Origin of the sequence: Halomonas sp. S3-1-1 (genome assembly GCF_023757625.1) — a bacterium.
GTDB lineage: Bacteria > Pseudomonadota > Gammaproteobacteria > Pseudomonadales > Halomonadaceae > Vreelandella.
On the sequence record NZ_JALGBZ010000002.1, the window covers coordinates 189,889 to 204,713 of the forward strand.

General features: G+C 63.5%; 17 protein-coding genes. 12 read left to right on the forward strand and 5 right to left on the reverse strand.

The features are described 5' to 3' along the window. Window positions 1–215 precede the first annotated feature (215 nt). From MQW23_RS05945 to lpxL, 12 genes are all read left to right on the forward strand, one after another. The gene (locus tag MQW23_RS05945) at window positions 216–1,379 is read left to right on the forward strand and encodes a GNAT family N-acetyltransferase (RefSeq protein ID WP_252106916.1); all 1,164 of its coding nucleotides are present in this window, start codon (window positions 216–218) and stop codon (window positions 1,377–1,379) included. A 105-nt stretch (window positions 1,380–1,484) separates the two neighbouring features. Further along, entirely contained in the window at window positions 1,485–1,841 is a 357-nt protein-coding gene (ftsB, locus tag MQW23_RS05950) for a cell division protein FtsB (protein ID WP_252106917.1), read from the forward strand. Next, entirely contained in the window at window positions 1,834–2,547 is a 714-nt protein-coding gene (gene ispD / locus MQW23_RS05955; RefSeq protein WP_252106918.1) for a 2-C-methyl-D-erythritol 4-phosphate cytidylyltransferase, read from the forward strand. Before ftsB ends, ispD begins: the two co-directional genes overlap by 8 nt. A gap of 5 nt (window positions 2,548–2,552) precedes the next feature. Beyond that, window positions 2,553–3,032, forward strand: a complete 480-nt coding sequence (ispF, locus tag MQW23_RS05960; RefSeq protein ID WP_252106919.1) for a 2-C-methyl-D-erythritol 2,4-cyclodiphosphate synthase — start codon at window positions 2,553–2,555, stop codon at window positions 3,030–3,032. Further along, entirely contained in the window at window positions 3,032–4,069 is a 1,038-nt protein-coding gene (gene truD, locus MQW23_RS05965) for a tRNA pseudouridine(13) synthase TruD (protein ID WP_252106920.1), read from the forward strand. The genes ispF and truD overlap by 1 nt, the downstream gene beginning before the upstream one ends. A gap of 88 nt (window positions 4,070–4,157) precedes the next feature. Then, window positions 4,158–4,904 carry a 5'/3'-nucleotidase SurE gene (gene surE / locus MQW23_RS05970; RefSeq protein ID WP_252106921.1) on the forward strand — a complete coding sequence of 249 codons (747 nt, stop codon included), beginning with the start codon at window positions 4,158–4,160 and terminating at the stop codon, window positions 4,902–4,904. Window positions 4,905–4,935: 31 nt separating this feature from the next. Beyond that, window positions 4,936–5,568, forward strand: a complete 633-nt coding sequence (locus MQW23_RS05975) for a protein-L-isoaspartate(D-aspartate) O-methyltransferase (RefSeq protein ID WP_252107660.1) — start codon at window positions 4,936–4,938, stop codon at window positions 5,566–5,568. After that, window positions 5,565–6,521, forward strand: coding sequence for a DUF368 domain-containing protein (locus MQW23_RS05980; RefSeq protein WP_252106922.1), 957 nt, complete (start codon window positions 5,565–5,567; stop codon window positions 6,519–6,521). The genes MQW23_RS05975 and MQW23_RS05980 overlap by 4 nt, the downstream gene beginning before the upstream one ends. Before the next feature lie 17 nt (window positions 6,522–6,538). Then, window positions 6,539–7,630, forward strand: a complete 1,092-nt coding sequence (locus tag MQW23_RS05985; protein WP_252106923.1) for a peptidoglycan DD-metalloendopeptidase family protein — start codon at window positions 6,539–6,541, stop codon at window positions 7,628–7,630. A gap of 162 nt (window positions 7,631–7,792) precedes the next feature. Next, a complete protein-coding gene (gene rpoS, locus MQW23_RS05990; RefSeq protein WP_252106924.1) occupies window positions 7,793–8,767 on the forward strand; it encodes an RNA polymerase sigma factor RpoS in 975 nt (324 codons plus the stop codon). A gap of 167 nt (window positions 8,768–8,934) precedes the next feature. Beyond that, entirely contained in the window at window positions 8,935–10,029 is a 1,095-nt protein-coding gene (gene alr / locus MQW23_RS05995) for an alanine racemase (RefSeq protein WP_252106925.1), read from the forward strand. A 14-nt stretch (window positions 10,030–10,043) separates the two neighbouring features. After that, on the forward strand, window positions 10,044–10,958 hold the full coding sequence (gene lpxL / locus MQW23_RS06000) for an LpxL/LpxP family Kdo(2)-lipid IV(A) lauroyl/palmitoleoyl acyltransferase (RefSeq protein WP_252106926.1): 915 nt from the start codon (window positions 10,044–10,046) through the stop codon (window positions 10,956–10,958). A 243-nt stretch (window positions 10,959–11,201) separates the two neighbouring features. Here the strand turns inward: lpxL and speD are convergent, their stop codons facing one another. From speD to MQW23_RS06025, 5 genes are all read right to left on the reverse strand, one after another. Beyond that, window positions 11,202–11,993 carry an adenosylmethionine decarboxylase gene (gene speD / locus MQW23_RS06005; RefSeq protein ID WP_252106927.1) on the reverse strand — a complete coding sequence of 264 codons (792 nt, stop codon included), beginning with the start codon at window positions 11,991–11,993 and terminating at the stop codon, window positions 11,202–11,204. A gap of 144 nt (window positions 11,994–12,137) precedes the next feature. Continuing rightward, window positions 12,138–12,563, reverse strand: a complete 426-nt coding sequence (locus tag MQW23_RS06010) for an OsmC family protein (protein WP_252106928.1) — start codon at window positions 12,561–12,563, stop codon at window positions 12,138–12,140. A gap of 169 nt (window positions 12,564–12,732) precedes the next feature. Beyond that, window positions 12,733–13,122, reverse strand: coding sequence for a gamma-glutamylcyclotransferase family protein (locus tag MQW23_RS06015; protein ID WP_252106929.1), 390 nt, complete (start codon window positions 13,120–13,122; stop codon window positions 12,733–12,735). After that, a complete protein-coding gene (murU, locus tag MQW23_RS06020; protein ID WP_252106930.1) occupies window positions 13,119–13,802 on the reverse strand; it encodes an N-acetylmuramate alpha-1-phosphate uridylyltransferase MurU in 684 nt (227 codons plus the stop codon). The genes MQW23_RS06015 and murU overlap by 4 nt, the downstream gene beginning before the upstream one ends. Next, window positions 13,799–14,806, reverse strand: a complete 1,008-nt coding sequence (locus MQW23_RS06025) for an aminoglycoside phosphotransferase family protein (protein ID WP_252106931.1) — start codon at window positions 14,804–14,806, stop codon at window positions 13,799–13,801. The genes murU and MQW23_RS06025 overlap by 4 nt, the downstream gene beginning before the upstream one ends. Between the last annotated feature and the right edge of the window lie 19 nt (window positions 14,807–14,825).

Below are 14,825 nucleotides of genomic sequence, written 5' to 3' on the forward strand. Positions count from 1 at the left end.
ATCCCTTCTTTATCGGTCGTTTTTAGCCAGGCTTTAACGATTCGCCGGCTTGGTGGCCAATTTTTTTAACTCTCGCTGATCTGGCAGGATGATAAAAGCCTCAGCCGGGTTCTAGTGGGCGATTGATTGCGCGATACTCGGGGGCAAAGCGGTCAAACGATAGCCGTTATTCGCAAGCGGTCACGTGATCGGTCGTCATTCAATGCGAGGTGCTCATGACGGATGGCAAGTCTTCACAGGCGTTGAGTCTGGTCACGCTCTCGTCGATCGAGCGCGTGCCCCGGGCGCAGTGGGATGCGCTGGTAAGCTCGGAGCAGCCTTTTTTACGCCACGCCTTTTTGAGTGCGCTGGAGCAAAGCGGCTCGGCAAGCGAGGCGACCGGCTGGCAGCCGCGCCATCTGAGCGTCTGGCAGGGGGAGCGGTTGGTCGCGGCGCTGCCACTTTATTTGAAAAGCCACTCCAGCGGCGAGTACGTGTTCGACTGGGGCTGGGCGGAGGCCTTCGAGCGCGCCGGGGGTGACTACTACCCCAAGGCGCTGAGCGCCGTACCCTTTACGCCGGTACCGGGCCAGCGCACATTGGTGGCGCACGATATCGATGCCCAAAGCGCCTTTGCTCTGCTCGCCAACGGCTGGCGGGATCAGTGCGAGGCGCTTGGGCTTTCGAGCTGGCATCTGCTGTTTGCTGGCGACGATGAGGTCGACACTTGGCAGGACCAGTGCCCGGAGCTGATCGTTCGTCACGGAGTGCAGTTTCAGTGGCGCGACCGCGGCTTTAATGATTTTGACGGTTTTTTGGCAAGCCTCACCGCCAAGCGGCGCAAGACGATCAAGCGCGAGCGGCGCCTGGTCGCCGAGCAGGGCATCACGCTCAGACGCCTGGAAGGCGAGGCGATCGACGATGAGGCGCTTGCGCACTTTTTTCGCTGCTACACGATCACCTACCATGAGCGCGGTCGCCCGCCGTACCTCAACGAGGCGTTTTTTCAGGCGCTTTGCCGGGACATGCCAGAGTCGATGCTGCTCGTGCAGGCGCTGGTGGACGGCCGCCCGGTGGCCGCCGCGCTCTATTTTCGCGGCGCCACCACGCTTTACGGGCGCTACTGGGGCAGCGAAGTGGTCGCCGACTGCCTGCACTTTGAGGCCTGCTACTACCAGGGCATCGAGGTCTGTCTGGAGCGGGGCCTTGCGCTTTTCGACCCTGGCACCCAGGGCGAGCACAAGCTGGTGCGCGGCTTCGCCCCGACGCCCACGCGTTCGCTTCACTACCTGGCCCACGAGGGTTTGGCCGCCGGCGTTGCCGAGTTTTGCGCTCGGGAAGGCGAACACGTCAAGGCTTACCGCCAGGCGGCGCTGGAGGCGCTGCCGTTCAAGAGCTAGGCCATATGCCTAACGCGACAAGAGACGGCTCGCTGCCTGGCCCGCTTGCTGGCATAATGCGCGCCGTTCACGCCTTGAAAAGGCACTCGATTACAGGAAGCTTCGATGCATCGATGGCTTACGATCGCCCTGGTGGGCGTTCTGGGATTTTTACAGTATCAGCTCTGGCTGGGTAACGGCGGCTGGCAGGATCTGCAGCGCGTCGAGCAGCGCGTGACGGTACAGGAGGCGGCGAACGTGCCGATGCGCGAGCGCAACGCCCGCCTGGCCGCCGAGGTCACCGATCTCAAGACCGGGCTGGATGCCATCGAAGAGCGCGCCCGCAGCGATATGGGCATGGTGCGAAGCGACGAGCAGTTTTTCTGGGTGCCGGGCGTGGCGATTCAAAACGAGCTGATTGGCTTGAACGCGGCGATGGTCGCCAACCCGGTCGCCGCCGAGCACGAGGCCGCCGATGAGTGATCGCCTCTGGCTGGTAGTGCCGGCGGCGGGCCAGGGGCGGCGCATGGGCGCCGACCGGCCCAAGCAGTATCTCGAAATCGACGGCCGCCCGGTGCTGGCCCACACATTAACGCGTCTTCACGCCGCTTTTCCAGAGGCGCGGCTGGTGCTCTGCCTGGATGCCAACGACCAATTTTTCGACCCGCGCTTCGTGGCGTTTGAACACTGGCAGCGTGTCGACGGCGGATGCGAGCGGGTCGACAGTGTCCAGAACGCGCTGAACGCGATCGATGCCGAGGATGACGATCTGGTCATCGTGCACGACGTGGCGCGCCCCTGCGTGAGCGTCGAGGATCTGCGCACGCTGGTCGATAACGCCCGCGCTCACCCGGGCGGCGCGCTTCTGGCCATGCCCGTGGCAGACACCATGAAGCGCGAAACCGAGGCAGGGCACAGCGCGCACACCGAGCCCCGCGACGGGCTCTGGCACGCGCTAACGCCCCAGGGGTTTCGCTTCGCGCTGTTAAAGCGCGCGCTGATTCGCGCGGTGGAGCAGGGCATGGCGGTCACCGACGAAGCCTCCGCCGTCGAGGCGCAGGGGCTTTCGCCGAAGCTCGTCAGCGCTCGCCGCGACAATCTGAAAATCACTCATCCCGATGATCTTGCCCTGGCGGCGGCGATTCTTTCGTTGCAGGCCGGCAACAGCAACGACACCAGCAAAGAGTAGTGCTCATGCGTATTGGCCATGGATTCGACGTACACCGCTTCGGCCCAGGGGATCATTTGATGGTCGGTGGGGTTCGGCTTGCCTTTGAGCAGGGCTTCGTTGCCCACTCCGACGGCGACGTGCTGCTCCACGCGATCAGCGATGCGCTGCTAGGCGCCTGCGCGCTTGGCGATATCGGCCACCACTTCCCGGACACCGACCCGGAGTGGAAAGGCGCGGACAGCCGCGCGCTCTTGCGCCACGTGGTCGCGCTGGTGGGCGAGGCCGGCTTCGACGTGGGCAATCTGGACGCCACGATTATGGCCCAAGCGCCGAAAATGGCACCGCATATCGGCGCCATGCGCGAGGTCGTCGCTTCTGATCTCGGCGTAGCGGTGGGCCAGGTCAACGTCAAGGCGACCACCACCGAGCGGCTCGGTTTTACCGGCCGGGGTGAGGGTATCGCCGCCGAAGCGGTGGTGCTGCTCACGCCCAGGGCGCGCTGATGAACCCGCTGCCGGACTGGCCCCGCGCGCTTGAGAGCCGCTTTGGCCCCCGCGCGCCGGGCCAGTACCGCCAGGCCCCGGAGGACTTCTTCGTCGACGAGCAGCTCGACTTTACCCCGGAAGGTGAGGGCGAGCATTTGTGGCTACGTCTTGAAAAACGCGGCCTGACCACGCTCGAGGTGGTCAAAAGTTTGGCTCGGCTGTGTGAGGTCGCGCCGCGCGCCATTGGCTATTCGGGCATGAAGGACAAAATCGCGGTAACGCGCCAGTGGCTCAGCGTCCATTTGCCCGGTCGGCCGTCGCCCCAAGGGCTTGACGAGGCGCTCGCGGCCCAGGGCATTCGCCTGGTCGAGCAGGGGCGCCACCCGCGTAAACTCAAGCGCGGCGTGCACCGCACCAACCGCTTTCGCCTGCGCGTAAGCGGCGAGGCTGTCGAAAGCGAGGCGTTCGCCAGGCGCTGGGAGGCGCTGTGCCGTGAAGGCGTGGCCAACTATTTCGGCCCCCAGCGCTTCGGCGCCCAGGGGCGCAACCTGGAAAAGGCGCGCGCGGTGCTGCAAAAGGGTTGGCGCAAGCGCGACGACCGCCAGGGCATGCTGCTCTCCACGGCTCGCGCCTTTTTGTTCAACGAGTTTTTGAGCGCGCGGGTAAGTGATGCAAGCTGGCACTCGCCGGTGCCGGGCGATACGCTGATGCTCGACGGCACCCAAAGCGTGTTTGACATTGACGGCGTCGATGAGACGCTGATCGCGCGCGCCGAAGCGCTCGACCTTCACCCGGCGGGCCCGCTTTGGGGCGTTGGCGAGGGCGCGCTTGGCAAGGCCGGTGCGCTCGAGCAGGCGCTTTACGCTCGCGAACCCGCACTTTGCGACGGTTTGAGCCGTGCGGGGGTGAAAAAAAGTCACCGGGCGCTTAGGATGCGCGTCATCGAGCCCGTACTGACGCGTGAGGCCGATGCCGCGGTGCTCGAATTTTCTTTAGCGCGAGGCGGCTTTGCCACCGCGATTTTGCGCGAGCTGATCGACCACCCGGATTTTTGATGGTGCCCTTGCGCGAGCGGACTCATACATTAGAGACCGTGAACACGATCAGGGAATTACGCCACACCGACTGCCCAGGGAGAGGCCCATGCGACGACTGCTTTTATCCAACGACGACGGCGTGTACGCGCCGGGGCTTCGCGCGCTACACGACGGGCTAGTCGAGCACGCCAAACTGCGCGTGGTGGCGCCGGACCGTGACCGCAGCGGGGCGAGCAACTCGCTGACGCTGTCGCGCCCGCTATCGCTCACCGCGCTCGACGGCGGCTTTTACAGCGTCGACGGCACGCCCGCCGACTGCGTCTATCTCGGCGTGAACGGGGTGTGGGATGAGCGCCCGGACCTGGTGATCGCCGGGATCAATCACGGTAGCAACCTGGGCGACGACGTGCTTTACTCCGGCACCGTCGCGGCGGCCATGGAAGGACGCAATTTGGGCATGAGCGCGATCGCCATGTCGCTTTGCGGCGAGCGCCATTTCGAGAGCGCCGCGCGAATGGCGGCGACACTCGTCGGCGCCGCCGATACGCTGTCGCTGCCGCCCAGAACCCTTTTGAACGTCAACGTGCCGGATCTACCCTGGGAGGAGATCAAGGGCGTTCGCGTGACTCGACTTGGCTATCGCGGCCCGGCGGAGAAGGCGGTACCGATCAAGGACCCGCGCGGGCGCACCCGCTACTGGATCGCGCCGGTGGCGGCCAACGCCGATGACGGCGAGGACACGGATTTCGCCGCAATCAACGAAGGGTTCGTCTCGATCACGCCGCTACAGACCGACCTGACGCGCCACCCGGCGCGGGGCGACGTGCAAGCCTGGCTGGACGCTTTTGCCTGATCTCTTTCAGGAGGAGCGCCGTGGGCGGGGAATGACCTCCCAGCGCACGCGAGATCGTATGGTCGAACGGTTGATCGACCAGGGCATTGTCGACGCGCGGGTGCTCGAGGTCATGGCCGCCGAGCCGCGCCACCTGTTCGTCGACGAGGCGCTGGCGCACCGGGCGTACGAGGACACGGCGCTGCCGATTGGCTATGGCCAAACGCTTTCGCAGCCGTTTATCGTGGCGCGAATGACCGAGCTCGTGCTCAAGGCCAACCCCCGGCGGGTGCTCGAAGTGGGCACCGGGTCGGGCTACCAGGCGCTGGTGCTGGCGCGGCTGGTGCCCACGCTTTATTCCGTCGAGCGAATCGTTACGCTTGGCGAGCGCGCGGCCGGGCGGCTCTCGAGTCTTGATGCCCGCGTGAATCTGGCCATTGCCGACGGCGGCGAGGGCTGGCCGGGAGGGGCAACGTTTGACGTGATCCTTCTGACCGCCTGCGCGCAAACGCTGCCCGAAGCGCTGTTGGAGCAGCTGGGCCATCACGGCGTATTGATTGCGCCACTGGAAGCGCCGGACGGTAGCCAGTGGCTAACACAGGTCAAGCGTATCGGGGGAGCGTTCGAGAAGCGCCGCCTGGAGCCGGTACGCTTCGTCCCTTTATTGCAAGGAGTGGTGGATTGAAGCATCGACGCTTGGGCGTATTTTTAAAAGGCGCCGGGATGGGCGCCGCCGATGCGGTGCCCGGCGTTTCGGGAGGCACGATCGCCTTCATCACCGGCATTTATGAAGAGCTGATCCATACCATCAAACAGTTCGGCCCCAGCGCCTGGCCCGCCTGGCGCCGGGGCGGCTGGCGGGGTCTTTTTGCGCACCTGAATCTCGGGTTTTTGGTGCCACTTCTGGCCGGTATCGCGCTGAGTTTGGTCAGCGTGGCGCACTTGGCACTTTGGCTGATGCAAGCGCACCCGCTGCTGCTCGACGGCTTCTTCTTCGGGCTGGTTGCCGCCTCGGCGCTGGTAGTGGGCCGGGCAAGTGGGCGCTGGCGGCTTTTATACGTGCTGCCGCTGTTAGCCGGGCTGGTACTTGCCCAGGCGCTTCCGGCCTTGATGCCGCTGGTGCTGCTGTTGGGTAACGAGGCGCTGATCGTCTTCGTGGCCGGCGCTATCGCCATCAGCGCAATGCTACTGCCCGGCGTTTCCGGAAGCTTTTTGTTACTCACCATGGGGCTTTATGGCACCATCATGGGGGCTATCAAAAGCCTCGATATCGGTATTATCATGTGGTTCGGCTTGGGCTGTTTGACCGGTCTGATGCTCTTTTCACGATTTCTCTGGTGGCTTTTGAACCGCCATCACAACGCCACGATGCAGCTACTTTTAGGCTTCATCGTCGGCTCGCTGCCGGTGCTGTGGCCCTGGCGCGAACTTCTTAGCTATCAAATGGGCCCCGAAGGGCAGATCATTCCGCTGTCCCACCGCTATCTGCTGCCAAGTGACTACGCTAACCTGACCGACGGTAGCGCCCAGGTGGTGGGCGTCGTGGTCATGATGCTCGTTGGCGCGGTGCTGGTGGTGGTACTTAGCCGGCGGGCCGCTCAAGGGCCACGCAGTTCGACACAAAGCGCGCGGCGTTGAAAAGGAGTAGGGTTTGCATGCGTAAGGTTTTTACACTCTCTTTAGTGGCGTTGGCCATAAGCGGCTGCGTCAATCAGCCGTCAAACGCCCCCCAGGTACGAGATTTGAGCGAAGCGCGCCGCGCGGTGGAAAGCTCGCCCCAGTACACCGTCGCCCAAGGCGACACGCTCTATGGCATCGCCTGGCAATACAATTTGGACTACCGGGAGCTGGCGGCGATGAACAACATCGCCCCGCCGTATCAGATTCAACCCGGCCAGACCATCACGCTGCGCCAGGGCGGCGGTGCGAATGCCCAGGGGCCGAGCCCGGCCGATCAGTCGCCGGCGCGCCAGGGCGGCGCGGTAGCCACCGGCCTGGGCGGTGGCATGGCCGTCGTCGGCAACGAGAATGGCGCGCAAGCCGGCGGCCAAAACACCGTTTCGTCAAGCGAGCAGCAGATGGACTGGCTATTGCCGGATGAGAGCGCCATCGAGCGCAATCAGCGCATCACCGCCGAGCGCGGCGACACCAATAGCGACGGTAAAGACGACGGTAGTGACGACCAGGCGCCGGCGCGTGAAGAGGCGTCCGCGGCCGAGACTTCAACAGAGGAGGCGCCCGCCGCCACGCCGGAACCGGAGGCACCCGCTGAACCCGAGCCGCAGCCCGAACCGGTGGAATCGACGCCCGACGCCGCTGCGTCTGAGGCGCCCGCGGCTCCAGACCGCTCCTCGCGCACCTTCACTCCGGCCGAGACCATCAACTGGCGCTGGCCGGCGGATGGCCAGGTCGCCGGTGGCTTTGGTGAGGGCGAAACGATCACCGCCGGGATTGATATCACGGGACAAAAGGGGCAACCTGTAAGAGCCGCCGGTCCAGGCATCGTGGTCTACGCCGGCAGCGGAGTACGGGGTTATGGCAACCTCATACTACTCAAACACAACGACCAGTTTCTTAGCGCTTACGCGCACAACGACAGTTTGCGCGTCAGCGAAAACGATGTGGTCGAGGCAGGAGAAGTCATTGCCACCATGGGCGATAGCGACACCGACAGCGTCAAACTTCATTTCGAGGTGCGCCGCGATGGCCAACCCGAAAACCCCTTGGACTTTTTACCATCGCGTTAAAGCACTCTCTTTGAACGGCTTGGCCAAGGCGCCCCGCGCCTTTAAAAAAACCCGAACAGCTTGATAAGAGCGTCATATAACAATAACGGTGAGCGCGTACAGACAGTACGACCACCCACACTTTTTTACATGGCGGTTAGGCAAGACAACGGGGGTAAGATCATGAGCATGCTGGAGAAGGACCTGCAGGAGGTTGACCTTGAGACTGCGGAGGAGGCATTGGATGATGCCGACGAGACCGCCAACGAAGAGGAAGATGCCTTCGAAAAAGCACTGGGGCGTGAAGATCGACAGTCGACCCAGAGCCTGGACGCTACGCAAATTTATCTCAACGAAATCGGTTTTTCGCCGCTTTTGACGCCGGAAGAGGAGGTTTATTACGGCCGGCTGGCGCGCAAGGGAGACCCGATGGGTCGCTCGCGGATGATCGAATCCAACCTGCGCCTGGTGGTCAAGATCGCCAGACGCTACCTCAATCGGGGTTTGACGCTGCTCGATCTGATCGAGGAGGGCAACCTGGGGCTCATTCGCGCTGTGGAGAAGTTCGACCCCGAGCGCGGTTTTCGCTTTTCGACCTACGCCACCTGGTGGATTCGCCAAACGATCGAGCGGGCGCTGATGAATCAGACGCGCACCATTCGTTTGCCCATCCATGTGGTCAAGGAGCTCAACATCTATCTGCGCGCCGCTCGTGAGCTGACTCAAAAGCTCGACCACGAGGCGACCGCCGAAGAGATCGCCGAGCACCTTGATAAACCGGTGAGCACGGTCAAGAAAATGCTGGGCTTGAACGAGCGCGTGTCGTCGGTGGATTATCCCATGGGCGGCGAAAGCGACAAGCCGTTGATCGATACCTTGGCCGACGACGACGTCTCTGGCCCGGAATCGCTTCTGGTCGACGGTGACGTGCGTGAGCACGTCGATCACTGGCTCGATGAGCTCAGTGAAAAGCAGCGCGAAGTCGTGGTTCGCCGTTTTGGCCTTCGTGGGCACGAGTCGGCGACTCTCGAAGAAGTCGGCGCTGAAATCGGCTTAACCCGTGAGCGGGTTCGTCAAATCCAGGTCGAAGCGCTAAAGAAGCTTCGCCGCTCGCTGGAAAAACAGGGCCTTTCTCTCGACGCCATCTTCGAGAACTAAGCCTTAACGCACTGCTTCCCGCGAGACTTGCCCACGGCAAGACAGGGCGCACCGGCCAGCCGGTGCGCCGGCATTCAAGCAGATGACCCGGCCCAATACGTTGGGCTTTTTTATACCCGAATGAAACCCACAGGCGCCGTGTCAGCGCCTGGTAAGTGAGAAGAGCAATGCGCCCTCTGGCGGCCCATATCGATCTCGACGCGCTGCGTCACAACTACCGCGTGGCCGCCGGCTGCGCGCCCCAAAGCCAGTCCGTGGCGGTGATCAAGGCCAACGCCTACGGCCACGGCGCGCTCGCCTGCGCTCGTGCGCTTGAGCCGCTCGCCCCGGCGCTGGCGGTGGCGTGTATCGAGGAGGCGATTACGCTTCGCGAAGGCGGCGTCACCGCCCCCATCGTGCTGCTCGAGGGCTTCTTCGACGCCGAAGAGCTCACTCTGGTCGATGCCCTCGGCCTGTGGACCAGCGTGCACAGCGGCTGGCAAATCGAAGCGCTTTTGGCGTTTGAACCCAAAGCACCGATCCCCGTCTGGATCAAGGTCGACTCCGGCATGCACCGGCTGGGGTTCGAGCCCGACCGGGTAGAAGCGATCTGGCGCCGGCTCGAGGCCGCCCCCGGGGTGGGCGAGCTTCACCTGATGAGCCACTTCGCCACGGCGGATGCCGGCGATAGCGGCTACTTCGAGCGCCAGCTTCAACGCGTCACGGCGCTTGGAAACGCCCTCGGCGCGCCGCTTTGCTTGGCCAACTCGCCGGCCACGCTTGCCTATCCCGCCGCCCACGGCGCCTGGAACCGGCCCGGGGTAATGCTTTACGGCAGCAACCCGCTGGAGGTAGACAACGCCATTACCCAGTTGCTTCGCCCGGTCATGAGCCTGCGCTCGGAAATCATCGCGCTGCGCGAGATCGAGGCGAACGAGCCGGTGGGCTACGGCGGGCGCTGGCGCGCGCCCCGGCGCTCATTGATTGCCGTGGTCGCCGCGGGCTATGGCGACGGTGTCGATCGCCACGCGGAAGACGGGACGCCGGTGCTGGTTAACGGCCAACGCTGCAGGATCGTCGGGCGCGTGTCGATGGATATGCTCACGGTAGATGTGACCGAGGTGGTGGGGACGGCGATCGGCAGCGAAGTGACGCTGTGGGGCCAAAGCGCCTGTGGGGCGCTTCTGTCGGTGGACGAGGTCGCCCGCCACTGCGATACGATCAGCTATACGCTTTTGACCGGGGTGCTGCCCCGGGTGCCGCGCCGCTATCACGGCGCTTGATCAAGGTTATCGGAATGTCGAAGAAACCCTTTCCCCGTTCGTTCGCTCACCCGCGCTACTGGCCGACTTGGCTTGCCATCGGTGCGATGTACATCGTGGCCTGGCTGCCCTGGCGGCTGAAGCTTGCCATCGGCAAGCTCATCGGGCTGATGGCCTGGGCGCTGATCAAGCGCCGGCGCCATATCACCGCAACCAATATCGCGCTCTGCTTTCCGGAAAAAAGCGTTGATGCCCAGCGCCAGCTGGTCAAAAAGACCTTCATCGCCAACGGTATCGGGCTGGTCGAGACCGCCACCGGCTGGTGCCGCCGCGCCGAGGGGTTTCGCCACCGGGTGGCCTACCACGGTGAGGAGAACCTGGCTCGGGCCAAGGCTCAGGGCAAGGGAGTGCTGGTGGTGGGCATTCACTTCTCGACTCTGGATCTGGGCGGGGCGCTGCACTCGCTCTTCTTTCCGGCGGACGTGGTCTACCGGCCGCATAATAACCCGCTGTTCGAGCGCTTCATGACCCGGGCGCGCTCGCGGATTTTCGGCCAGGCGATCGACCGCCACGACCTGCGTGGAGTTGTGCGTCGCATCAAGGCGGGCCATATCGTCTGGTACTCGCCGGACCAGGACTTCGGCCGCGATGTCAGCGTCTTTGCGCCGCTGTTTGGCCAGCAAGCGGCGACCATCCGTCTGACCTCGAAAATCGCCCGCATGACCGGCGCGCCGGTAGTGCCTTTGATGTTCCACCGCAACCCGGACGATTGCACCTACACCATCGAGTGCCTGCCGGCCTTCGAGGATTTTCCAAGCAAGGACGAAGTCGAGGACGCCACGCGGGTGAACCAGTTCATCGAACGGGCGATCCGCAAGCACCCGGAGCAGTACCTGTGGCTGCACCGGCGCTTCAAGACGCGCCCGGAAGGCGAGGAGAAGGTTTATTAGCCTCGAGCCTTGAGGCCGTCTTGAGCGCCCCTACGCGAGGGCGCCATGAATACGCCCCTGTAGGCTACTTTCGCCATCTGGCCACCATGGAAGGTGGAAATGCTGAAAACGTAGGGAACGTTTTTCGGGCTTGGCGAAAGACCCTCGCTACGGGGCGCTCAAGACTGCATTTGGGGTAGAATCATGGGCTACAAAAAAGCCGACGCACAGGCGTCGGCTTTGTCGTTTTCGATCGTTTGATCATCAATCGAGATTGCGCGAGTAGAAGATCTCCAGCATCTCCTTGCGCAGGCGGCTTTCGATGTCGCGCGCCTCCTCGAAGGTGATGTCGCGTCGCGAGGTGCCGAACAGGTAGTTGTCCAGCTCGAAATCCTTGAGCAGCATCTTGGTGTGGAACATGTTGTCCTGATACACGTTCACATCCATCATCTGATACGCCTGCTTGGTATCCTCGGCCAGGTAGTCCTGAATCGAGGTGATGGCGTGATCGATGAAGAGCTTTTTGCCGTCGACGTCGCGGGTGAAGCCGCGCACCCGGTAATCCATGGTGACGATATCGGAATCGAAGCTGTGGATCAGGTAGTTCAGCGCCTTGAGCGGGCTGATGTGGCCGCAGGTGGAGACGTCGATATCCAGGCGAAAGGTACTGATGCCGTTGTCCGGGTGGGACTCGGGGTAGCTGTGCACTGTCACGTGGCTCTTGTCCAGGTGCCCTACTACGGTTTCCGGAAGCGGGCCCGGGCCCGGCGTCGTTTGGGCTGCCGGTTCGTCGAGCTCGTGCTCGGCGATCAAAATGGTCACGCTAGCGCCGTGGGGCTCGTAGTCCTGACGCGCGATGTTGAGCACGTGCGCGCCGATGATGTTGGTCACATCCTTGAGAATCTGGGTAAGACGCTCGGCGTTGTACAGCTCATCGATATAGTCGATATACGCGCCGCGCTGCTCTTCGGTCTTGGCGTAGCAGATATCGTAAATGTTGAAGCTTAACGAGCTGGTGAGGTTGTTAAACCCGTGGAGTCGGAGATTATCAGGCAATTCCGCGCCTCCTGATGGCAGTGAAAACACCCCGACGAGCCAGCGCCGGAACCGATTGGCAAATGTTGAGCGCCCCGCGTCGGGCGCGAGGGCGGGCTATTATGCCCCCCCGCGGCCCGCGTTGCATCCCGCCTCGCCATTTTTTTACGCCGCCGCGTCCTGGATCTCGAAGGAGTGCGTGATGTCGACGCCACCCTTGACCAGCATGATCGAGGCGCTGCAGTACTTCTCGGCCGAGAGCTCGACGGCGCGCTGCACCTGCTTCTCCTTGAGCCCGCGCCCGGTGACCACGAAATGCACGTGGATGCGGGTGAACACCGAAGGCACCTCGTCGGCGCGCTCGGCGTCGATCTCGGCCACGCAGTCGGTGACATCGGCTCGCGCCTTGTCGAGAATGTTCAGTACATCAAACGCCGTGCAACTGCCCATGCCCATTAGCAGCATTTCCATCGGGCGTGGGCCGGTGTTGCACCCGCCGTGATCCGGCGGCCCGTCGATCACTACGCTGTGGCCGCTGCCCGATTCCGCCACGAACTGGCGTCCGTCTGTCCACTTCACTCGTGCTTTCACGCGGCTCTCCTTTCGACTGATGCTGGGGTTTGAATACGTTTTAGATACGTTTTGAATGCGTTTTTAAATAAGTTTTTGAGTATGTTCCAAAGGCGGTTGGCGCGTTGGATAAGGGCGCCGGGCCCACTACCGATGCGCGCAGGATAACACGCCTGCCGGTCGAGACCGCCTAGCGCGGCAGCGGCCAGCCGCCTTCATCGATGGCGATGAGGTCAACGATGTCCGGATTGTAGAGATAGACCCACGCCTGGCCAAAACGGGTCGTTAGCGTGACGCGCTGATACTCGCCCTCGCCCGGGGCGTCGAGTCGGTGATCCTCCAGCACGTCGAGCCGGGCGAGCATTGCCTCGTCGATGCGGTAGACCTCCAGCGCAATGCCTTTGGATTCGCGCTGTTTGGCGCCGGGGTAGGGGCCCACGTCGTAAAGCGTAAGCACGCGGCTGGTATCCGCGCCGACGAACTCGGCGCCCTCCAATAGATAGGCATTATTGAGTCCCTTTTTCAGCGTGCCGTACACGGCGATCAGAGGCGTGACGGCGATATCGTCGGCAAGGCTCACGGTGACTCCCTGGTAAAGCGGTGTGTCGATGACGCCAAAAAATCCTCGAGCGCCGTTAACCGCGCCGGCGTGCCGACATCCACCCAGTGGCCGGTAAAGTGCTCGGCGCTGACCTGCCCGCGGGTAATCGCCTCTTTTAGAAGCGGCGCCAGCGCGAAGGCCCCGGGGGAGCAGCCCTGAAACAGCGCCGGATGAATGACGGCAATGCCCGAGTAGGTGAGCGCCGGCGTATTGAGCCCCGCTTGGCCCTTTTCGAGCGAGAAATCGCCGTTTGGGTGCTGGGGCGGGTTGTCCACCAGCATCAGGTGGGCGAGTGCCTGCGGCCCGAGCGTCGGGGTGGGCAGGGCGTCGCACCAGACGTCGCCGTTGACCAGCAAAAACGGCGCTTCGCCCAGAAGGGGCAGCGCGTTGAAAATGCCGCCGCCGGTTTCCAGCGGCGTCTGCTCCACGCTGTAGGTGATCGAGAGCCCATAGCGCGCACCGTCGCCAAGTGCCTTCATGATCTGCTCGGCGCGGTAGCTTACGTTGATCACTACATCAAAAATGCCGGCCCGGGCCAGGTGCGCCAGATGATGTTCGATCAGCGCCTTGCCGCCGACCGGTAGCAGAGGTTTGGGGCAGGTGTCGGTCAGCGGGCGCATGCGCGTACCGAGCCCGGCGGCCAGAATCATCGCCTTCATGGCGAATCTTCCAGCCTGGCGGCGATGGCCGGGCGCAGCGTGTCGCGCGTCCAGCGGGCGAAATCGTCGTGGTTTGAAAGCCCGGCCAGGCTGTCCTCGAGGTGATCCAGAAAGTGGGGCAGCCGCTCGAGGTAGCCGGTTTTACCATCGCGCAGGGTCAGGCGGCAGAAAATGCCCAGCACCTTCAGCGAGCGCTGGGCGGCCATCGCGCGACACCAGCGCAAAAACGTCGCTGCATCAATGCTTGCCGGCAGGCGCCCGTCCTGGCGCGCCCGGGCGTGAAATTCCAGCGCCAGCGCGTCGAAATCATCCGCGTTAAAGCGCCAGTAGCGCCCGCAAAGAAGCGAAATGACGTCATAAGTGACGGGGCCGGCCACCGCGTCCTGGAAATCGATCATGTAAAGGCGGCCCGCGTGGGGCATAAGGTTCATGGCGTCGAAGTCTCGATGTACACTCACCACCGGCTGCTCGAGCGCCCGCCGCGTCAGGTCGTCCTCCAGGGCGGCGAGCGAGGCCGGCACCGCGATACCGAGCCAGCCTTTCAGGCACCACTCGGGAAAGAGCGCGAGCTCGCGGCGCACCAGCGCTTCATCAAATGCCGGCAACGTGCTCGGATCCATGGCGTTTTGCAGCGCGCTCACAAGCCCGAGCGCCTGGGCCGAGTGCTCACGCACGCTCGCGGCATCGGTGAATCTGGCCTGAAGCGGCGTGTCGCCCAGGTCCTCGAGCAGTAGAAAGCCCTGGTCCAGGTCCGCCTGATAAATGGCGGGTACCGGCAGGTTGGCTGCGTGAAGCCGCCGGCCGATCGCCACGAACGGGGCGGAGTCCTCTTGCTCGGGCGGGGCGTCCATGACAATTTGTGTTTCGCCGGAGGGAAGTCTCAGGCGAAAATAGCGGCGAAAACTCGCATCGCCCCCGGCGGGGGCGAGGGTAAGGGCGGTCGAATCGAGACCGTGCTGGTCGGCGACCCACTTGGTGAGGGCGTCAAACCTGGATGTGGACATGCAAGCTCCTTGCTGGTCG